The 15,256-nt window shown below is 60.9% G+C and carries 12 protein-coding genes; 5 read left to right on the top strand and 7 right to left on the bottom strand.

Annotated features, from left to right (window positions below):
• Nucleotides 1-266: 266 nt before the first annotated feature.
• The 4 genes from ACA055_RS23840 to ACA055_RS23825 all read right to left on the bottom strand — a co-directional run bounded on the left by ACA055_RS23840 (nt 267) and on the right by ACA055_RS23825 (nt 6,659).
• On the bottom strand, nt 267-1,586 hold the full coding sequence (locus tag ACA055_RS23840) for an MFS transporter (protein ID WP_497680860.1): 1,320 nt from the start codon (nt 1,584-1,586) through the stop codon (nt 267-269).
• A gap of 302 nt (nt 1,587-1,888) precedes the next feature.
• Entirely contained in the window at nt 1,889-3,223 is a 1,335-nt protein-coding gene (locus tag ACA055_RS23835) for a sigma-54-dependent transcriptional regulator (RefSeq protein ID WP_497680859.1), read from the bottom strand.
• Nucleotides 3,217-4,983 (bottom strand): sensor histidine kinase, encoded by a 1,767-nt coding sequence (locus ACA055_RS23830; protein ID WP_497680858.1) that lies wholly within the window; start codon nt 4,981-4,983, stop codon nt 3,217-3,219. Before ACA055_RS23830 ends, ACA055_RS23835 begins: the two co-directional genes overlap by 7 nt.
• A 152-nt stretch (nt 4,984-5,135) precedes the next feature.
• Nucleotides 5,136-6,659, bottom strand: coding sequence for a fumarate hydratase (locus ACA055_RS23825; RefSeq protein ID WP_497680857.1), 1,524 nt, complete (start codon nt 6,657-6,659; stop codon nt 5,136-5,138).
• Nucleotides 6,660-7,110: 451 nt separating this feature from the next.
• Between ACA055_RS23825 and ACA055_RS23820 the strand changes: the two genes are divergently transcribed.
• Genes ACA055_RS23820 through ACA055_RS23810 form a run of 3 tightly spaced genes read left to right on the top strand, consistent with a single transcriptional unit; the run spans nt 7,111 to nt 9,925 of the window.
• The gene (locus ACA055_RS23820; protein ID WP_497680856.1) at nt 7,111-8,217 is read left to right on the top strand and encodes a GGDEF domain-containing protein; all 1,107 of its coding nucleotides are present in this window, start codon (nt 7,111-7,113) and stop codon (nt 8,215-8,217) included.
• Entirely contained in the window at nt 8,210-9,145 is a 936-nt protein-coding gene (locus ACA055_RS23815) for an iron-sulfur-binding ferredoxin reductase (protein ID WP_497680855.1), read from the top strand. Before ACA055_RS23820 ends, ACA055_RS23815 begins: the two co-directional genes overlap by 8 nt.
• A gap of 30 nt (nt 9,146-9,175) precedes the next feature.
• Nucleotides 9,176-9,925 carry an enoyl-CoA hydratase-related protein gene (locus tag ACA055_RS23810; protein WP_497680854.1) on the top strand — a complete coding sequence of 250 codons (750 nt, stop codon included), beginning with the start codon at nt 9,176-9,178 and terminating at the stop codon, nt 9,923-9,925.
• Nucleotides 9,926-10,125: 200 nt separating this feature from the next.
• Here the strand turns inward: ACA055_RS23810 and pyk are convergent, their stop codons facing one another.
• Nucleotides 10,126-11,577 carry a pyruvate kinase gene (pyk, locus tag ACA055_RS23805; protein WP_497680853.1) on the bottom strand — a complete coding sequence of 484 codons (1,452 nt, stop codon included), beginning with the start codon at nt 11,575-11,577 and terminating at the stop codon, nt 10,126-10,128.
• A gap of 157 nt (nt 11,578-11,734) precedes the next feature.
• Here pyk and ACA055_RS23800 point away from each other — a divergent pair, with 157 nt between their 5' ends.
• Both ACA055_RS23800 and ACA055_RS23795 read left to right on the top strand, forming a co-directional pair.
• Complete coding sequence (locus ACA055_RS23800; RefSeq protein WP_497680852.1) at nt 11,735-12,109, top strand: tetratricopeptide repeat protein; 375 nt, start codon at nt 11,735-11,737, stop codon at nt 12,107-12,109.
• 249 nt (nt 12,110-12,358) lie between these two features.
• Nucleotides 12,359-12,718 (top strand): PilZ domain-containing protein, encoded by a 360-nt coding sequence (locus ACA055_RS23795; protein ID WP_497684476.1) that lies wholly within the window; start codon nt 12,359-12,361, stop codon nt 12,716-12,718.
• Nucleotides 12,719-12,908: 190 nt separating this feature from the next.
• On the opposite strand, the gene ACA055_RS23790 is transcribed toward ACA055_RS23795, so the two are convergent.
• A complete protein-coding gene (locus ACA055_RS23790; protein ID WP_497680851.1) occupies nt 12,909-14,240 on the bottom strand; it encodes a DUF58 domain-containing protein in 1,332 nt (443 codons plus the stop codon).
• Nucleotides 14,237-15,238, bottom strand: coding sequence for an AAA family ATPase (locus tag ACA055_RS23785; protein ID WP_497680850.1), 1,002 nt, complete (start codon nt 15,236-15,238; stop codon nt 14,237-14,239). The genes ACA055_RS23790 and ACA055_RS23785 overlap by 4 nt, the downstream gene beginning before the upstream one ends.
• Nucleotides 15,239-15,256: the final 18 nt, after the last annotated feature.

Here is a 15,256-nt window from a genome sequence, read left to right as displayed (position 1 = left end):
GATTAAGTTGATTGAAAATCGCCAAATGATGCTAGAAGTAATCGATTAATTAGATGTTAAGACCGTCAGGCTTTTCCGCTTTCAAAGACTGAAGTGGGCGCATAACAATGAATCGATCGAGCAGGTGCAGGATGGATTCCGCGCATTAACCGGTGATTAATCCGGGGCCGTGCTTGAGTGACAGATTTTTCATTCAGCGCTTTCACGCGCAATAAAAAAGGGGCAGACCTCAGCAGGTCTGCCCCTTTTTTGTGACGCTAGCGGAGTTAGTCAGTTTCGATCCGCGAATGCTTGCGGGTGTCTTTCATGGTCACGTAGACCAGCAACGACACGGCAATGCACCCCGTGACATACCAGTAGTAACCGGTTTCCATGCCGATGCTCTTGAACCACAGCGCGATGTATTCAGCGGTGCCGCCGAAGATCGATACGGTCAGCGCGTACGGCAGGCCAACGCCCAGGGCGCGGATTGAAGTCGGGAACAGTTCAGCTTTGACCACGGCGTTGATCGAGGTGTAGCCGCTGACGATGATCAGCGCCGCCATGATCAGGAAGAACGCGCCCCACCAGGTGGTGATGGTGTGGAGGGTGGTGAGGATCGGCACGGTGAACAGCGTCCCGAGGACACCGAAGGCAATCAGGATCGGTCGACGACCGACTTTATCCGACAGCCCGCCGATGATCGGTTGCAGGCACATGAACAGGAACAGTGTGGCGGCGGAAATGGTGGTGGAGTCGGAGATGCTCATGCCGACGGTGTTCACCAGGTATTTCTGCATGTACGTGGTGTAGGTGTAGAACGCCAGGGTGCCGCCCATGGTCAGGCCGACCACGGTCATCAGTTCCTTCGGATGGCGCATCAAGGTGCGCATTGCGCTTTCCTTGGCCTTTTCCTTCTTGGTGAACGACTCGGTTTCTTCCATGCCGCGACGCAGGTAGAGCGCGACCACGGCACACAGTGCGCCGATGGCGAACGGGATACGCCAGCCCCAGGCATACAGCTCTTCGGTGGTCAGGACGTTTTGCAGCACGATCAGCACGCCCAGCGCGATGAGCTGGCCGGAGATCAGGGTCACGTACTGGAAACTGGAGAAGAAGCCGCGACGTTCCTTGGTCGCCATCTCACTGAGGTAAGTTGCCGAGGTGCCGTATTCGCCACCGACCGACAGGCCTTGCAGCAAACGCGCGAACACCAGCAGGATCGGCGCGCCGATACCGATGGTTTCGTAACCCGGGCTCAGGGCGATCAGCAGTGAGCCGAAGCACATCAGGTACACCGACGCCATCAACGCCTTTTTGCGCCCGACTTTGTCGGCATACAGGCCCATCAGCCAGCCGCCGATCGGACGCATCAGGAAGCCCACGGCGAAGATCGCTGCGGTGTTCAGCAGTTGTGCGGTGGTGTCGCCTTTAGGGAAAAAGGCCTTGGCGAAGTACAACGAGAAAGCAGCATAAACGTACCAGTCGTACCACTCGACCATGTTGCCGACAGAGCCGCTGAAGATCGACTTGATGCGGCTGGACGTGGTTCTTGCTTTGGCCGGCGCGACAGCCGACCCAAGGGGCAGGGTATTGGAGTTATCCATTGAAGGATCCTTCGTTTAATTGTTTTTGTGGAGCGCGTTGAAACGCAGCCTGCGTGAGCTATAGCAGGAGCTGTGCCAATCGAGGGAGGGCCGGTTTAGAGGGGGTAGGATGTTTGTTTGAGCGGAAATCCGCTTGCTTTCTGGAGGGTGGTGAGCGGAAATCCGCTTATCTGGCTTATGGATTTGCATTGCCTGTGCTGGCCTCTTCGCGAGCAAGCCCGCTCCCACAATGGACCGGTGTACGCAGATCAAATGTGGGAGCGGGCTTGCCCGCGAAGAGGCCACTACAGGCGCTAAAGAACTCAGTTCTCTTGCAAAAACATCTCCCGACTCAACCCATGCCGCTGCATCTTTTCATTGAAGGTTCGGCGCGGCAGTTGCAGTTCTTCGAGCACCGCTTTCACATCGCCCTTGTGCCGAGTCAATGCCGCGCGCAAGCAGTGCGCTTCAAACGCTTCCTGCTGCGCCGCCAGCGACTGTCCGGGGTCGATGCCCGCAGGTTCCGGCTCGTCCAGCCCCAGCACCTGACGTTCGGCCACGTTCGCCAATTCACGCACATTGCCCGGCCAGTCGTGGCTCAGCAGATGGCTCAACTGCGGGCCGCTGAGCGGTGGAAACTTGCGACCCAAACGCTCGGCGGCGTTCTGGGCAAAGAATTCGAACAGCAACGGAATGTCTTCACGACGCTCGCGCAACGGCGGCAGACGCAACTCGGCGACGTTCAACCGATAGGCCAGATCCTCGCGAAAACGCCCGGCCCGTGCTTCGTCCAGCAGATCGGGTTTGGTGGCGGCGATGATCCGCAAATCCACGCGGATGCTCTGATTGGAACCCAGTCGCTCCAGCTTCTGCTCCTGCAACACCCGCAGCAATTTCACCTGCTGGGCCAGGGGCATGCTTTCGATTTCATCGAGAAACAATGTGCCGCCATCGGCGTATTCAAGCTTGCCGATGCGCTTGCCCGACGCGCCGGTGAACGCACCGCTCTCGTGACCGAACAGCTCCGCTTCGAACAACTGTTCGGGGATCGCCGCGCAGTTCAACGCCACAAACGGCTTGTCGGCGCGGGGGCCGAAGTCATGCAGGCAACGGGCAACCAGCTCCTTGCCGCTGCCGGTTTCACCGCGAATCAACACGTTGACCGGCAGCGCGGCCAGGTCCAGCACCTGCCGGCGCAGCGTCTGCAAACCACGGGACACACCCAGCAGCGTTGCATCGAGTTTGGCGCGGTTGTCCGCCTGTTCGTGCAAGGCGCGGTTTTCCAACACCAGTCGGCGCTTGTCCAGTGCTCGACGCAGACTGCCGAGCAGGGTTTCCGGGCTGAAGGGTTTTTCCAGGAAGTCGTAGGCGCCGTCACGCATGGCGTCGACGGCCATCGGCACATCGCCGTGGCCGGTCAGCAGGATCACCGGCAAGTCGGCATCGCGGCGCTGCACTTCGGCCAACAGTTCCAGGCCCGTCATGCCGGGCATGCGCACGTCGCTGAGGATTACTCCGGGGAAATGCTTGGGCAATTGCGCCAGGCATTCATCGGCACGGCTGAACAGCTGCACCTCGAAGCCCGACAGGCTCAGCCATTGTTCGACCGCGCTGCGGATGCTGCTTTCGTCGTCGACCACCATCACGGAATTCAGCATGGGTCATGAGCCTCCAGATCGATCGGCAGGGTCAGGGTGAACACCGCGCCGTTGGCCTGATTGTCCGCGCTCAGGCGTCCGCCCGATTCGTGCACGATGGCGAACGATACCGCCAAGCCGATGCCCAGGCCGTCACCCACCGGTTTGGTGGTGAAAAACGGATCGAACACCTTCGGCAGATGTTCTTCGGCGATGCCGCCACCGTTGTCGGCGACGGTCAGGCGCCACAGTTGTTCGTCGGCTTCGAGACGGATTTCCAGGCGTTTGCAGGGTTTATCGTGCATCGCATCCAGAGCGTTGCGCAGCAAATTGATCAGTACCTGTTCCAGCCGGATCGCATCGCCGCGCACCCAGGCCGGGCGCGTCAGGTGCAACACCGTACTGACCTGTTCATCGCGTATCCGAGTGTCGAGCAGTTGCAATGATTGGTCTACCACCGCCGCCAGGTCCAGACGTTCGCGCAAGCCGCTGGGGCTTTTGCGGGCGAAGGTTTTCAAGTGGCCGGTGAGGGCGGCCATGCGCGTGAGCATGTCATCCACCGGTTTGAGCGCCTTGTAGGCTTCGTCGACGCGGCCGTGATCGAGCAGCAGGCGCAAGGTCGCCAGTTGCATGCGTTGGGCGGTCAGCGGCTGGTTGATCTCATGGGCGAGGGCGGCGGACATCTGGCCGAGGGCCGCGAGTTTGGCCGATTGCACCAGCCCGTCCTGGGCGGTGCGCAGGTCGCGGGTGCGTTCTTCCACCAGTTGTTCGAGTTCTTCGCGACTGCGCTGGCGCATTTTGGCCAGGCGCCAGCGCTGGTTGAGAAACAGCAACAGAAACACCAGCGTCAGCCACACCCCGGCAGCGGCGAGCGCGGCGTTGCGGCTGTCTTCGAAGGCGATTTGCGGGCGGCGCAGCAGGTGCAGCGTCCAGCCTTCGGCGTCCAGCGGCAGGGACTCCCACAGATAATCGGCCTGGCCGCCAGGGCCCTCGACCCGCGTCAGGTCGCTGTTGTCGTCGAAGCGTCGCAGTGATTTAAATTCAAGGGGTGTCAGAGGTTGCTTGTCGTACTGACGAGTGGCTTTCAGTTCGGCATGATCACTGTCGTTCAGCGGTTTCAACAGGCGATAGCGCCAGCCTGGCTGATTGGCGATGAAGATGACTCCGCGTGCATCGCTGACCAGCAATGTGTCGGTGCCCTGACGCCATTCGCGTTCGAGCTCCGGAAACTCGAGTTTGACCACCATCGCGCCGAGAAACCGGCCATTGTCATTGGTCACGGCGCTGGATAAGAAGTAACCGGGAATTCCACTGGTCACTCCCACCGCATAAAAGCGCCCGGTGCCCTGGGTGCGGGTCTGGCTGAAGTAGGGGCGAAATCCGTAGTTGTGGCCAACGTAACTGCTGGGCAAACGCCAGTTGCTCGCTGCCACGGCGAGGCCGGTGTGATCGAGCAGTTCCAGGGTCGAGGAGTCGGCGACGCCGTTGATCTTTTCCAGTTTGCGGTTCAATGCGTCCTGTTGCTCGGGCGTCACCGGACCGTCGAGCGCCGTGCGCAACTCCGGGTCCAGGGCCAGCACGGCGGGCAGGGCGCGGTAACGTTCGATCAGGGTATGCAGCGACGTCGCGTACAGCCCCAACTGCTGACTGGCGCGGGCAGCGTCTTCCACCAGGGCCTGACGCTCGGCGTGGCGTATGGCCAGGGTGGCGGCGATGGCTGCACCGGCGACGATAACAACGGTATAGAACGTCAGGCGCAGTGGGCGGGATGACTCAAACATGCTGGGCGTTACACACGTGTACGGAGGGGGCGCACGATAGCATGCACAACTTGGGCATTCCCATGTTCAACAAGTCACCGGTCAAAACGCGCGCAATAAAAAAGGCGACAGGAGGATCACCCCTGTCGCCTTTGCTTGGTCAGTCGATGCGCTTACTGCACTTCTACGGCCAGGCTTTCACTGATCTTTTTCTGCCAGATGGCAGGACCGGTGATGTGTACCGACTCACCCTTGCTGTCGACCGCAACAGTGACCGGCATGTCTTTCACGTCGAACTCGTAGATCGCTTCCATGCCCAGTTCGGCGAAAGCCACCACGCGGGATTTCTTGATGGCTTGCGCTACCAGGTACGCCGCGCCGCCGACAGCCATCAGGTAAACGGCCTTGTGGTCCTTGATCGCTTCGATCGCGGTCGGGCCGCGTTCGGATTTGCCGATCATGCCCAACAGGCCGGTTTGCTCGAGGATCTGACGGGTGAACTTGTCCATCCGCGTGGCGGTAGTAGGGCCAGCAGGGCCAACCACTTCTTCGCGCACCGGATCAACCGGGCCGACGTAGTAGATGAAGCGACCTTTCAGGTCCACCGGCAGGGTTTCACCCTTGTTCAGCATCTCGACCATGCGCTTGTGCGCAGCGTCGCGACCGGTGAGCATCTTGCCGTTGAGCAGGACGGTTTCGCCCGGCTTCCAGTTCTGCACGTCTTCCGGGGTCAGGGTGTCGAGGTTGACGCGACGGGCCGACGGGCCGGCTTCCCAGACGATTTCCGGGTAGGCGTCCAGCGGTGGCGCTTCCAGCGAGGCCGGGCCGGAACCGTCGAGCACGAAGTGCGCGTGACGGGTGGCGGCGCAGTTCGGGATCATGCACACCGGCAACGAAGCGGCGTGGGTCGGGTAGTCCATGATCTTCACGTCGAGCACGGTGGTCAGGCCACCCAGGCCTTGGGCGCCGATGCCCAGTTGGTTGACCTTCTCGAACAGCTCCAGGCGCATCTCTTCGATACGGTTGGACGGGCCGCGCTTTTTCAGCTCGTGAATGTCGATGGATTCCATCAACACTTCCTTGGCCATCACCGCGGCTTTCTCGGCGGTGCCGCCGATGCCGATGCCGAGCATGCCCGGTGGGCACCAGCCGGCGCCCATGGTCGGCACAGTCTTCAGTACCCAGTCGACGATCGAGTCGGACGGGTTGAGCATGGCCATCTTCGATTTGTTCTCGGAACCACCGCCCTTGGCCGCCACGTCCACTTCCACGGTGTTACCCGGAACGATGGAGTAGTGGATAACGGCAGGGGTGTTGTCCTTGGTGTTTTTGCGAGCGCCCGCCGGGTCGGCGAGGATCGAGGCACGCAGGACGTTTTCCGGCAGGTTGTAGGCGCGACGCACGCCTTCGTTGATCATGTCGTCCAGGCCCATGGTGGCGCCATCCCAACGCACGTCCATGCCTACGCGGACGAACACGGTCACGATGCCGGTGTCCTGGCAGATCGGGCGGTGGCCGGTGGCGCACATGCGCGAGTTGATCAGGATCTGCGCCATGGAATCGCGGGCTGCCGGCGATTCTTCACGCAGATAGGCCTCGTGCATCGCCTGGATGAAGTCAACGGGGTGGTAATAGGAAATGAATTGCAGGGCGTCGGCAACGCTCTGAATCAGGTCGTCTTGCTTGATCACGGTCATGAGTCGCGCTCCTCTAAAAGACGGGAACATTCAATAAGGTGCTTGCAGCTTGGGTGCATCGGTCGGTTGCAAGCACCTTTCAAGGCACGCCGGGCATGCTGGCGCGACGCTAAAAAGGCGCGGCAGTATACCGCGCCTCGCTGGCGGGTACACGCGCCGACAGTCAAACGTTGGTCGCATAAGCCGGCGATGCAGAAGAACCCTGTGGGAGCGGGCTTGCTCGCGAATGCGGTCTGACATTCAACAGACAAGGTGGCTGACACACCGCTTTCGCGAGCAAGCCCGCTCCCACAGGTTCATGTGCAAATTTGCGGGAACAGGGTCATGACTTTGACGCCAGTTTTTTCGCCCTGAAAATTGAATGGTCATTTATCAGGCACGCCACTAAAGTGGCAGTCGGCCTGTAGAGTAGGACACTCTGACAGCCTCCTTTCGCACGGTGAGTCAACGATTGACGCATAACGCCATCCAGCGCCTGTTACTCAAACGCTTTGCCCTCGCAGCCGGCACCTACGCCCTGGCTTTACTGCTGCTGTGGCTGGCGTTTTTCACTGGCCATTACGATGAACCACTGACCAGCGTGGCCGTCGGCAGTGCGCTGGTGGTCATCAGCCAGGCGACGTTGTTCGCGGTGTTCTACAGCGGCTGCAATTTGCGTTTTTCCGACCCCAGCCTGACCGAAGCCCAGGTGTTGATGGGGCTGGGATGGCAAACCTGGCTGATCGCCAACCTGGATGAGGCACGCGGCACGTTCCTGGTGTTCTATGTGCTGATTCTGTTGTTCGGATTATTTCATCTGTCGCGCCGGGCCTTTTTGCGTTGCGTGTTGTTGGTGTTCTTCAGTTTCAGCGCGATCACGCTGTGGGAGGGCTACCACTTCCAGTTAGCCGACCCGGCGCTGTCCGCGCTGCAAGTGTGCGTGCTGTTCATCGTGCTGGTCTGGCTGGAGCTGTATGCCCGTTACGTCCAGGCCTCCCGCCAACGCATGCGCCAGCGCCGATTCGCCTTGCAGGCGCATCAGGACACCCTGCGCGGGATGATGCGTCAGCTTGAAGACCTGGTCGCCACCGACGAACTGACCGGGCTGTTCAATCGCCGGCATTTCCTGCGCCTGGCCTCCCGCGAGCTGAATGCCATGGACGTTGGTGTCGTGCACGGCCTGGCGCTGATCGACCTCGACCATTTCAAACGCATCAACGATGTGCACGGCCATGCCGCCGGCGATCAGGTGCTGCAAGCCTTTGCCGGCGTGGCCACCGCTTGCCTGCGCGAGGGCGATGTTCTGGCGCGCTACGGCGGTGAAGAATTTGTGGTGCTGCTGCCTGATTGCGACACCGAAAGTTTGACCTCGTGCTGCGAGCGGCTGCGCATTGCGTTCACCGATGTCGAGCTGATCGGTCTCGACGTCAACCATCTCAGTTTGTCGGCGGGCATGACATTGCTGGAGCTGGGCGACGACCTTGACGATGCGTTGCAGCGGGCCGATCAGGCGCTGTATCGCGCCAAGCGTGACGGCCGCAATCGCTGCGCGGCGGCGTGGGAGAATGTCGATGCCTGAGCTGCGCGTCGGTGAACGTCAATGGTCGGTCGCGACCGGCAGCAACCTGCTCGATGCGCTGAATCAGAACGGCGTGTCGGTGCCCTATAGCTGTCGCGCCGGCAGTTGTCATGCGTGCCTGGTGCAGTGTGTGCAAGGGTTGCCGATCGACAGCCGGCCCGATGCCTTGAGCGCGGACCAGCGTCAGCAAGGCTGGCGGTTGGCGTGTCAGTGTCAGGTAGTCGAAGACCTTGAAGTGCACACCTTCGACCCGCAACAGGATGGCAGCCCGGCCGAGGTGGCTGCCGTCGATTGGTTGAGCGCCAGCGTGTTGCGTTTGCGCCTGACTCCGCAGCGGCCGTTGCGCTACAGCGCCGGGCAGCATCTGGTGTTGTGGGCAGGCCACATCGCACGCCCGTACTCCCTGGCCAGCTTGCCGGATGAGGACCGTTTTCTGGAGTTTCACCTCGATTGTCGGCAGTCGGGGGAATTCAGTGATGCCGCCCGTCAATTGCGGATCGGCGACTCTATCCGTCTCGGTGAGTTGCGCGGTGGGGCCTTGCATTACGACCCGGACTGGAACACCCGGCCATTGTGGTTGATGGCTGCCGGCACCGGGTTGGGGCCGTTGTTCGGTGTCTTGCGCGAAGCATTGCGTCAGGATCACCAAGGCGCTATCCGCGTCATTCACCTGGCTCATGATGCCGACGAGCATTACCTGGCCAAACTCCTGCAAGCCATGGCCGGCAGCCGCCCGAACCTCAGTATCGAGCTGTGGACCCCGGCCGAGTTGCCTGAGGCTTTGGCGCAACTGCGGCTTGTTTCCCGGCAAACCCAAGCCTTACTCTGCGGAGCCCCTGACAGCGTCGATGCCTTTGCCCGGCGTCTGTACCTGGCGGGACTGCCGCGCAATCAACTGCTGGCCGACGTCTTCCTGCCCCGCGGTTGAGCGCTGAGTTTTTCAGACGCGAGACCTCCCATGACCGATGCCATTACCGTTGAACGAGAACGCGGCCTGCTGACCTTGCGTCTGAACCGCCCCGACAAGAAAAACGCCCTGACCCGCGCCATGTACAGCCACCTGGCCGAAATGTTGAAGCTGGCCGATACCGACCCGGAAATCAACGCGGTGCTGATCACTGGCTCCAGCGAATGTTTCACCGCCGGCAACGACATCGCCGACTTCCTTCAGCAACCACCGAGCAACCTCGACAGCCCGGTGTTCCAGTTCATGCTCACGCTGCTGGAATGCCGCAAACCGGTGATCGCCGCCGTGGCCGGTGCAGCGGTGGGCATTGGCACGACGATGCTGCTGCATTGTGATCTGGTGTATGTCAGCCGCGATGCACGCTTGCGCATGCCGTTCGTCAACCTCGGGTTATGCCCGGAATTCGCTTCCAGCCTGATCCTGCCGCGTTTGCTCGGGCATGCCAAAGCGGCGGAGTTGCTGTTACTGGGCGAAGGGTTCAGTGGTGAGCAAGCTGCCGAATGGGGGATTGCGACCGAGGCATTGGGCAGTGGCGAAGCGGCGCTGGCCAAGGCGCGGGAGATGGCGCTGCGTTTCGAGTCGCTGCCGCCGGAGGCCGTGCGGATCAGCAAGCAATTGATGAAAGCACCGGACCGGGCGTTGTTGCGTCAGGTCATCGAAGAAGAGGGCGCATTATTTACCCAGCGGCTGCGCTCGCAGGAAGCGATTGCGGCGTTGTCAGGGTTTATCAACCGGCATTGATTTTTCGTTGACTGGGCGGGCCTCTTCGCGAGCAAGCCCGCTCCCACATTCGACCGTATTTTTCCTGAAGGAACTCGGTTAAATGTGGGAGCGGGCTTGCTCGCGAAGACGGCATTCCAGGCAACACTGTCGCTGGACCAGAAACCAAAAAGCCCCGCCATTCACATGGCAGGGCTTTTGTTTTTTCAGCAACCGGTCACTCAGACCATTGGATCGCCAACATGCAGGATCTTCATGCCGTTGGTGCCGCCAATGGTGTGGTAGCTGTCGCCCTTGGTCAGGATGACCCAGTCGCCTTTCTCCACGACGCCGCGCTTGAGCAACTCGTCGATCGCGGCCTGGCTGACTTGCTCAGGCGGCAACGATGCCGGGTCGAACGGAACGGTGTAGACGCCACGGAACATGGCCGCGCGGGCCTGGGTTTCGCGGTGCGGGGAGAACGCGTAGATCGGCACCGAAGAGCGGATGCGCGACATGATCAATGGCGTGTAGCCACTTTCGGTCAAGGCGATAATCGCCTTCACGCCCGGGAAGTGGTTGGCGGTGTACATGGCCGCCAGGGCGATGCTCTGGTCGCAGCTTTCGAAGACCTTGCCGATGCGGTGGCTGGAGGTCTTGCTGGTCGGGTGCTTTTCAGCGCCGATGCAGATGCGGGCCATGGCTTGCACCGCTTCCAGCGGGTACAGACCGGCCGCACTTTCAGCCGAAAGCATCACGGCGTCGGTGTAGTCGAGCACGGCGTTGGCCACGTCGGACACTTCGGCGCGGGTCGGCATCGGGTTCTGGATCATCGACTCCATCATCTGGGTCGCGACGATCACCGCCTTGTTGTGGCGACGCGCGTGCAGAATGATCTTCTTCTGAATGCCCACCAGCTCGGCGTCGCCGATTTCCACACCCAGGTCACCACGGGCCACCATGACAGCGTCGGAAGCGTTGATCAGCGCGTCGAGGGTTTCGTCATCGGCCACGGCTTCGGCGCGTTCGATCTTCGCCACCAGCCAGGCAGTACCGCCGGCTTCGTCGCGCAGTTGACGAGCGTATTCCATGTCGGCAGCGTCGCGCGGGAAGGACACGGCGAGGTAGTCGACCTGCATTTCTGCCGCGAGCTTGATGTCGGCCTTGTCTTTTTCAGTCAGGGCTGGAGCGGTCAGGCCACCGCCGCGACGGTTGATGCCTTTATGGTCCGACAGCGGACCGCCGATCAGCACGGTGCAATTCAGTTCGGTGGCGTTGGCGGTATCAACACGCATCACCACGCGGCCGTCGTCGAGCAGGAGCTCGTCGCCCACGCCGCAGTCCTTGACCAAGTCCGGGTAGTCGATGCCGACAACTTGCTGGGTGCCTTCGGTCAGAGGATGGCTGGTGGAGAAGGTGAATTGATCACCGATCTTCAGCTCGATTTTCTTGTTGGCGAATTTGGCGATACGGATTTTTGGGCCTTGCAGGTCACCCAGCAGGGCGACGAACCGGCCGTGCTTGGCAGCCAGGTCACGCACCAGCTTCGCGCGAGCCTTGTGCTCGTCGGGGGTGCCGTGGGAGAAGTTCAGGCGGGCGACGTCCAGGCCAGCCAGAATCAGCTGTTCGAGAACTTCCGGCGAGTTACTGGCCGGGCCAAGGGTAGCGACGATTTTGGTGCGACGGACGGACATGCATAGACTCCTGAGTTCAAGCGCTGAGTGAGGCTACTATGGTCTTTGGGTGTAGTCATTGTTCATGTGCACTACTTATTCGCTTCTTTCTTTAAACGAACATTCCTGAAGATTTTCGCCAACGGGTCGATACAGAGCTCAAGACAGGAGAACTCCCATGCGATTCGTGCTCATAGCCGTCCTTGCCCTCAGTGTTGTGGGCTGCACCCGTTGGTCGATGAACCATCATTTGAATAATGCCTACAAAGCCTATGATCGCGGCAACTGCGAGCAGGTGATGCTCGAACTGTCCAAGGTCGACCGCGCCAGCCGTGCGCGGCGCTATGTGCAGCCGGAAGTGTCGATGATGCGTGGCCAGTGCCTGGAACGGCAGAAGATGTTCATTGATGCGGCGCAAACCTATCAGTTCATCATCGCCTCGTACCCACAAAGCGAATACGCCTTTCGCGCCCGCGCTCGCCTGGAAACCTTGCAGAGCCTGGGTCACTACCCGACTCGCAGCGCAGCGGCGGTACGTCCGACTCAATTCTGAAACACTTGCCCTTCAAACGGTGGCCGACCGGCGGCGGTGAGCTATAGTCGAATAGAGCGGTTTTAGAGCCTTGTTTCTAAACCGGCGTAACACCTGATATCGGCAGACGTCGGCGGCAGCGGTTTTTTGCACTGTCGCACCGGGATCGGGGAGAGCGCGCTTATGCCTATGCCTATTCAGCAACAGTGGCAGGCGCGTTCCGAAGCATTAGTGCGGCCCTGCTTAAGGGCCTTGCGTAGCGAATTCAGCATGTTCACCGACCGCCGGATCGAGCGGCATCAACTGCCGTATTTTCTGAAAGTGTTCAACAGCGTCACCGACAAACCCATCGGTTATCTGGGCAACGTCTCTGAAGATGGATTGATGCTTATCAGCCAGTTGCCGATGATGATCGGCGCCGACTTCGATTTGCGTCTGAAAATCCCCGCCAGCGACGGCATCCTGCAGGTTATCGACGTGCAGGCGTGTTGCCTGTGGTGCCATGAAGACGAAACGCCCCAACACTATGACGCCGGGTTCAGCCTGAAATCGACGCCCCCGGAATATGGGCAACTGGTGGAGGCGCTGAAGCAGTACTTCAGTTTTCAGCCGTTGCCGGCTTCGGCGTGAGTTGAATCGCTAAAAGCTTCGCGAGCAAGCCCGCTCCCACACTTGATCGGTGTTGTGCACAAATTTTGTGTACGCAGCAGATCCAGTGTGGGAGCGGGCTTGCTCGCGAAGGCGTCAGCTCAAACAAAACATCTGAACGGATAAACGCTAAGCCGCGCCATGTCCCGATCTGCACACCGCATCACAGACACTAAAACACCCCGGCTTTCTTCCATTCCAGGTAGCGCGTCACCAGCGTGGCGCCCAGCTCCTGCGTGGTTGCATCCAGCATCGGCACGCCATGGGCATTCAAGCGTTCATGGAGTTCGGCCCGTGCATTCAAGTAATCCACCGTGCCGCAATAGGTCAGCGCCTCGGGCAAGGTCTGCACCGGCGCCTGACGCAAATGGTCGAGCACGTCTTCGCGCAAACTGGCAACCATCACCCGATGCTGTTTGGTCAGGCGTTTGACGGCGGTGAGCAGTTCTTCGTCGTCCTCGTCCCGCAGGTTGGTCACCAGCACCACCAATGACCGGCGTTTTTGCCGGGCCAACAGTTGGGTGGTGGCGGCTTGATAGTCAGCGCTGCGTTGGGTGCTTTTCAGGTCGTAGACCGTATTGAGCAAAACGTTGAGTTGGCCGGTGCCTTTCACCGGCGCGAGGTAGCGCGGTTGCTCGCTGGCAAAGGTGCTCAGGCCCACCGCATCGCCCTGGCGCAAGGCGACATAACTCAGCAACAGACAGGCATTGAGCGCGTGATCGAAATGCGCCAGCTCGCCGTCCTGGCTGCGCATGCGCCGACCACAGTCGAGCATGAAAATGATTTGCTGGTCGCGCTCGTCCTGATACTCCCGGGCAATCGGTGTGCGCTGGCGGGCGGTGGCTTTCCAGTCGATCTGACGCAGGCTGTCGCCTTCGCGAAATTCCCGTAGCTGATGAAACTCCAGCCCCAGGCCTCGACGCTGCCGCTGACGCACGCCGAGTTGGCTGAGCCAGTTGTCCACCGCCAGTAACTGACCGCCGTAGAGTCGGGCGAAATCCGGGTAGACGCGGGTGTGGTCGGTCACGCTCACGTGACGTTTGTCGGACCACAGCCCTAACGGGCTCGGCAGGTTGACTTCACACTGTTCGAACGTGAAGTGGCCGCGCTTGAGCGGGCGCAGGCGATAGCCGATCTGGCTGTGCTGATCGGGGTGAAGCTCGACGGACAAGGGAAGGTTTTCGAAGCTCAGGCCGTCCGGGACATGATCAAAGATCTGAATCTTCAGCGGGTGGGTAAAGTCGTGCTCGACCTCCAGTCGTACTTCACCCCAACGGCCCAGTGCCAGACTGCCGGGCATTTGGCGTTGCACGCGCGGGGAGGGCAGGCGTTTGAGGCGCATGCCATCGAGAATCGCCAAGGCCAACAGCGCAAGCAGCAAGCCCCAGTGGATCGACACAAGCCTCGATGGAACATCGAACTCCAATGCCCGCAAGGCGCCCAGCACGATACCGATGACCAGCAGGATCGCGAGCCAGATCAACAGCAGGCGGGTCGGTTTCACGCCCGTGGCGCCGGCACTTGATCGAGCAATTGTTTGAGCACCTGATCCACCTCCAGCCCTTCGATGTCCAGCTCCGGCGCGATGCGCACGCGATGGCGCAGCACCGCCAGCGCGCAGCCTTTAATGTCATCCGGAATCACGAACTCGCCACCGCGCAACAAGGCTCGCGCCCGGGCGCAGCGCACCAGGGCAATGGAGGCCCGAGGCCCGGCGCCGAGGGTCAAACCGGGCCAGCTACGGGTGGTCCGCGCCAGGCGCACGGCGTAATCGAGCACCTGATCGTCCAGCGGCAAATCGCTGGCGATGCGTTGCAAGGCCAGCACATCCTTGGCTTGCAGCACCGTGCGCAGCGGTTGCACGTCGAGCATGTCGGCCCGGGTCGAACGGCTGACCTGACGCACCATGTTCACTTCCTGATCGGCGTCGGGGTAGTCCATGCGCACCTTGAGCATGAAGCGATCCAGCTCGGCTTCCGGCAGGGGATAAGTGCCTTCCTGTTCGATGGGGTTTTGCGTGGCGAGCACCATGAACGGTTGAACGATGGGCAGGGCACGGCCTTCGAGGGTGACCTGGCGTTCCTGCATGGCTTCGAGCAGCGCGGCCTGGGTTTTCGCCGGTGCGCGGTTGATTTCGTCGGCCAGCAACAGGTTGGTGAACAACGGCCCTTTGCGCAGTTTGAATTGCTCGGTCTGCAAGTCGTACACCGCATGGCCGGTGACGTCACTGGGCATCAGGTCCGGGGTGAACTGGATGCGCGCGAACTCGCCGCCGAAGCAGCGCGCCAGTGCTCGCACCAGCAAGGTCTTGCCCAGCCCCGGCACGCCTTCGAGCAACACATGGCCGCCGGCGATCAGTGCGGTGAGAACGTCGTCAATCACCGTGTGCTGGCCGATCACGGCTTTTTGCAGTTCGACACGTATCGCTTGGGCCAACTGGCTGGCGCGTTGGCGTTGCTGGACGGCGTGACCCTGTGCGTCAGGCTCGATCTGTTCACTCATCTGTTCTGGAGCCTTGCT

This window comes from Pseudomonas sp. LBUM1657 (assembly GCF_059716075.1).
This window is presented reverse-complemented; position numbering and strand designations above follow the sequence as displayed.

What these genes read in the sequence shown, in the direction of transcription:
- ACA055_RS23810 (WP_497680854.1), top strand. Translation starts at nt 9,176, where the DNA reads ATGACCGATGCCATTACCGTTGAACGAGAACGCGGCCTGCTGACCTTG.
- ACA055_RS23835 (WP_497680859.1), bottom strand. Translation starts at nt 3,223, where the DNA reads ATGCTGAATTCCGTGATGGTGGTCGACGACGAAAGCAGCATCCGCAGC.
- ACA055_RS23825 (WP_497680857.1), bottom strand. Translation starts at nt 6,659, where the DNA reads ATGACCGTGATCAAGCAAGACGACCTGATTCAGAGCGTTGCCGACGCC.
- ACA055_RS23785 (WP_497680850.1), bottom strand. Translation starts at nt 15,238, where the DNA reads ATGAGTGAACAGATCGAGCCTGACGCACAGGGTCACGCCGTCCAGCAA.
- ACA055_RS23830 (WP_497680858.1), bottom strand. Translation starts at nt 4,983, where the DNA reads ATGTTTGAGTCATCCCGCCCACTGCGCCTGACGTTCTATACCGTTGTT.
- ACA055_RS23795 (WP_497684476.1), top strand. Translation starts at nt 12,359, where the DNA reads ATGTTCACCGACCGCCGGATCGAGCGGCATCAACTGCCGTATTTTCTG.
- pyk (WP_497680853.1), bottom strand. Translation starts at nt 11,577, where the DNA reads ATGTCCGTCCGTCGCACCAAAATCGTCGCTACCCTTGGCCCGGCCAGT.
- ACA055_RS23800 (WP_497680852.1), top strand. Translation starts at nt 11,735, where the DNA reads ATGCGATTCGTGCTCATAGCCGTCCTTGCCCTCAGTGTTGTGGGCTGC.
- ACA055_RS23840 (WP_497680860.1), bottom strand. Translation starts at nt 1,586, where the DNA reads ATGGATAACTCCAATACCCTGCCCCTTGGGTCGGCTGTCGCGCCGGCC.
- ACA055_RS23815 (WP_497680855.1), top strand. Translation starts at nt 8,210, where the DNA reads ATGCCTGAGCTGCGCGTCGGTGAACGTCAATGGTCGGTCGCGACCGGC.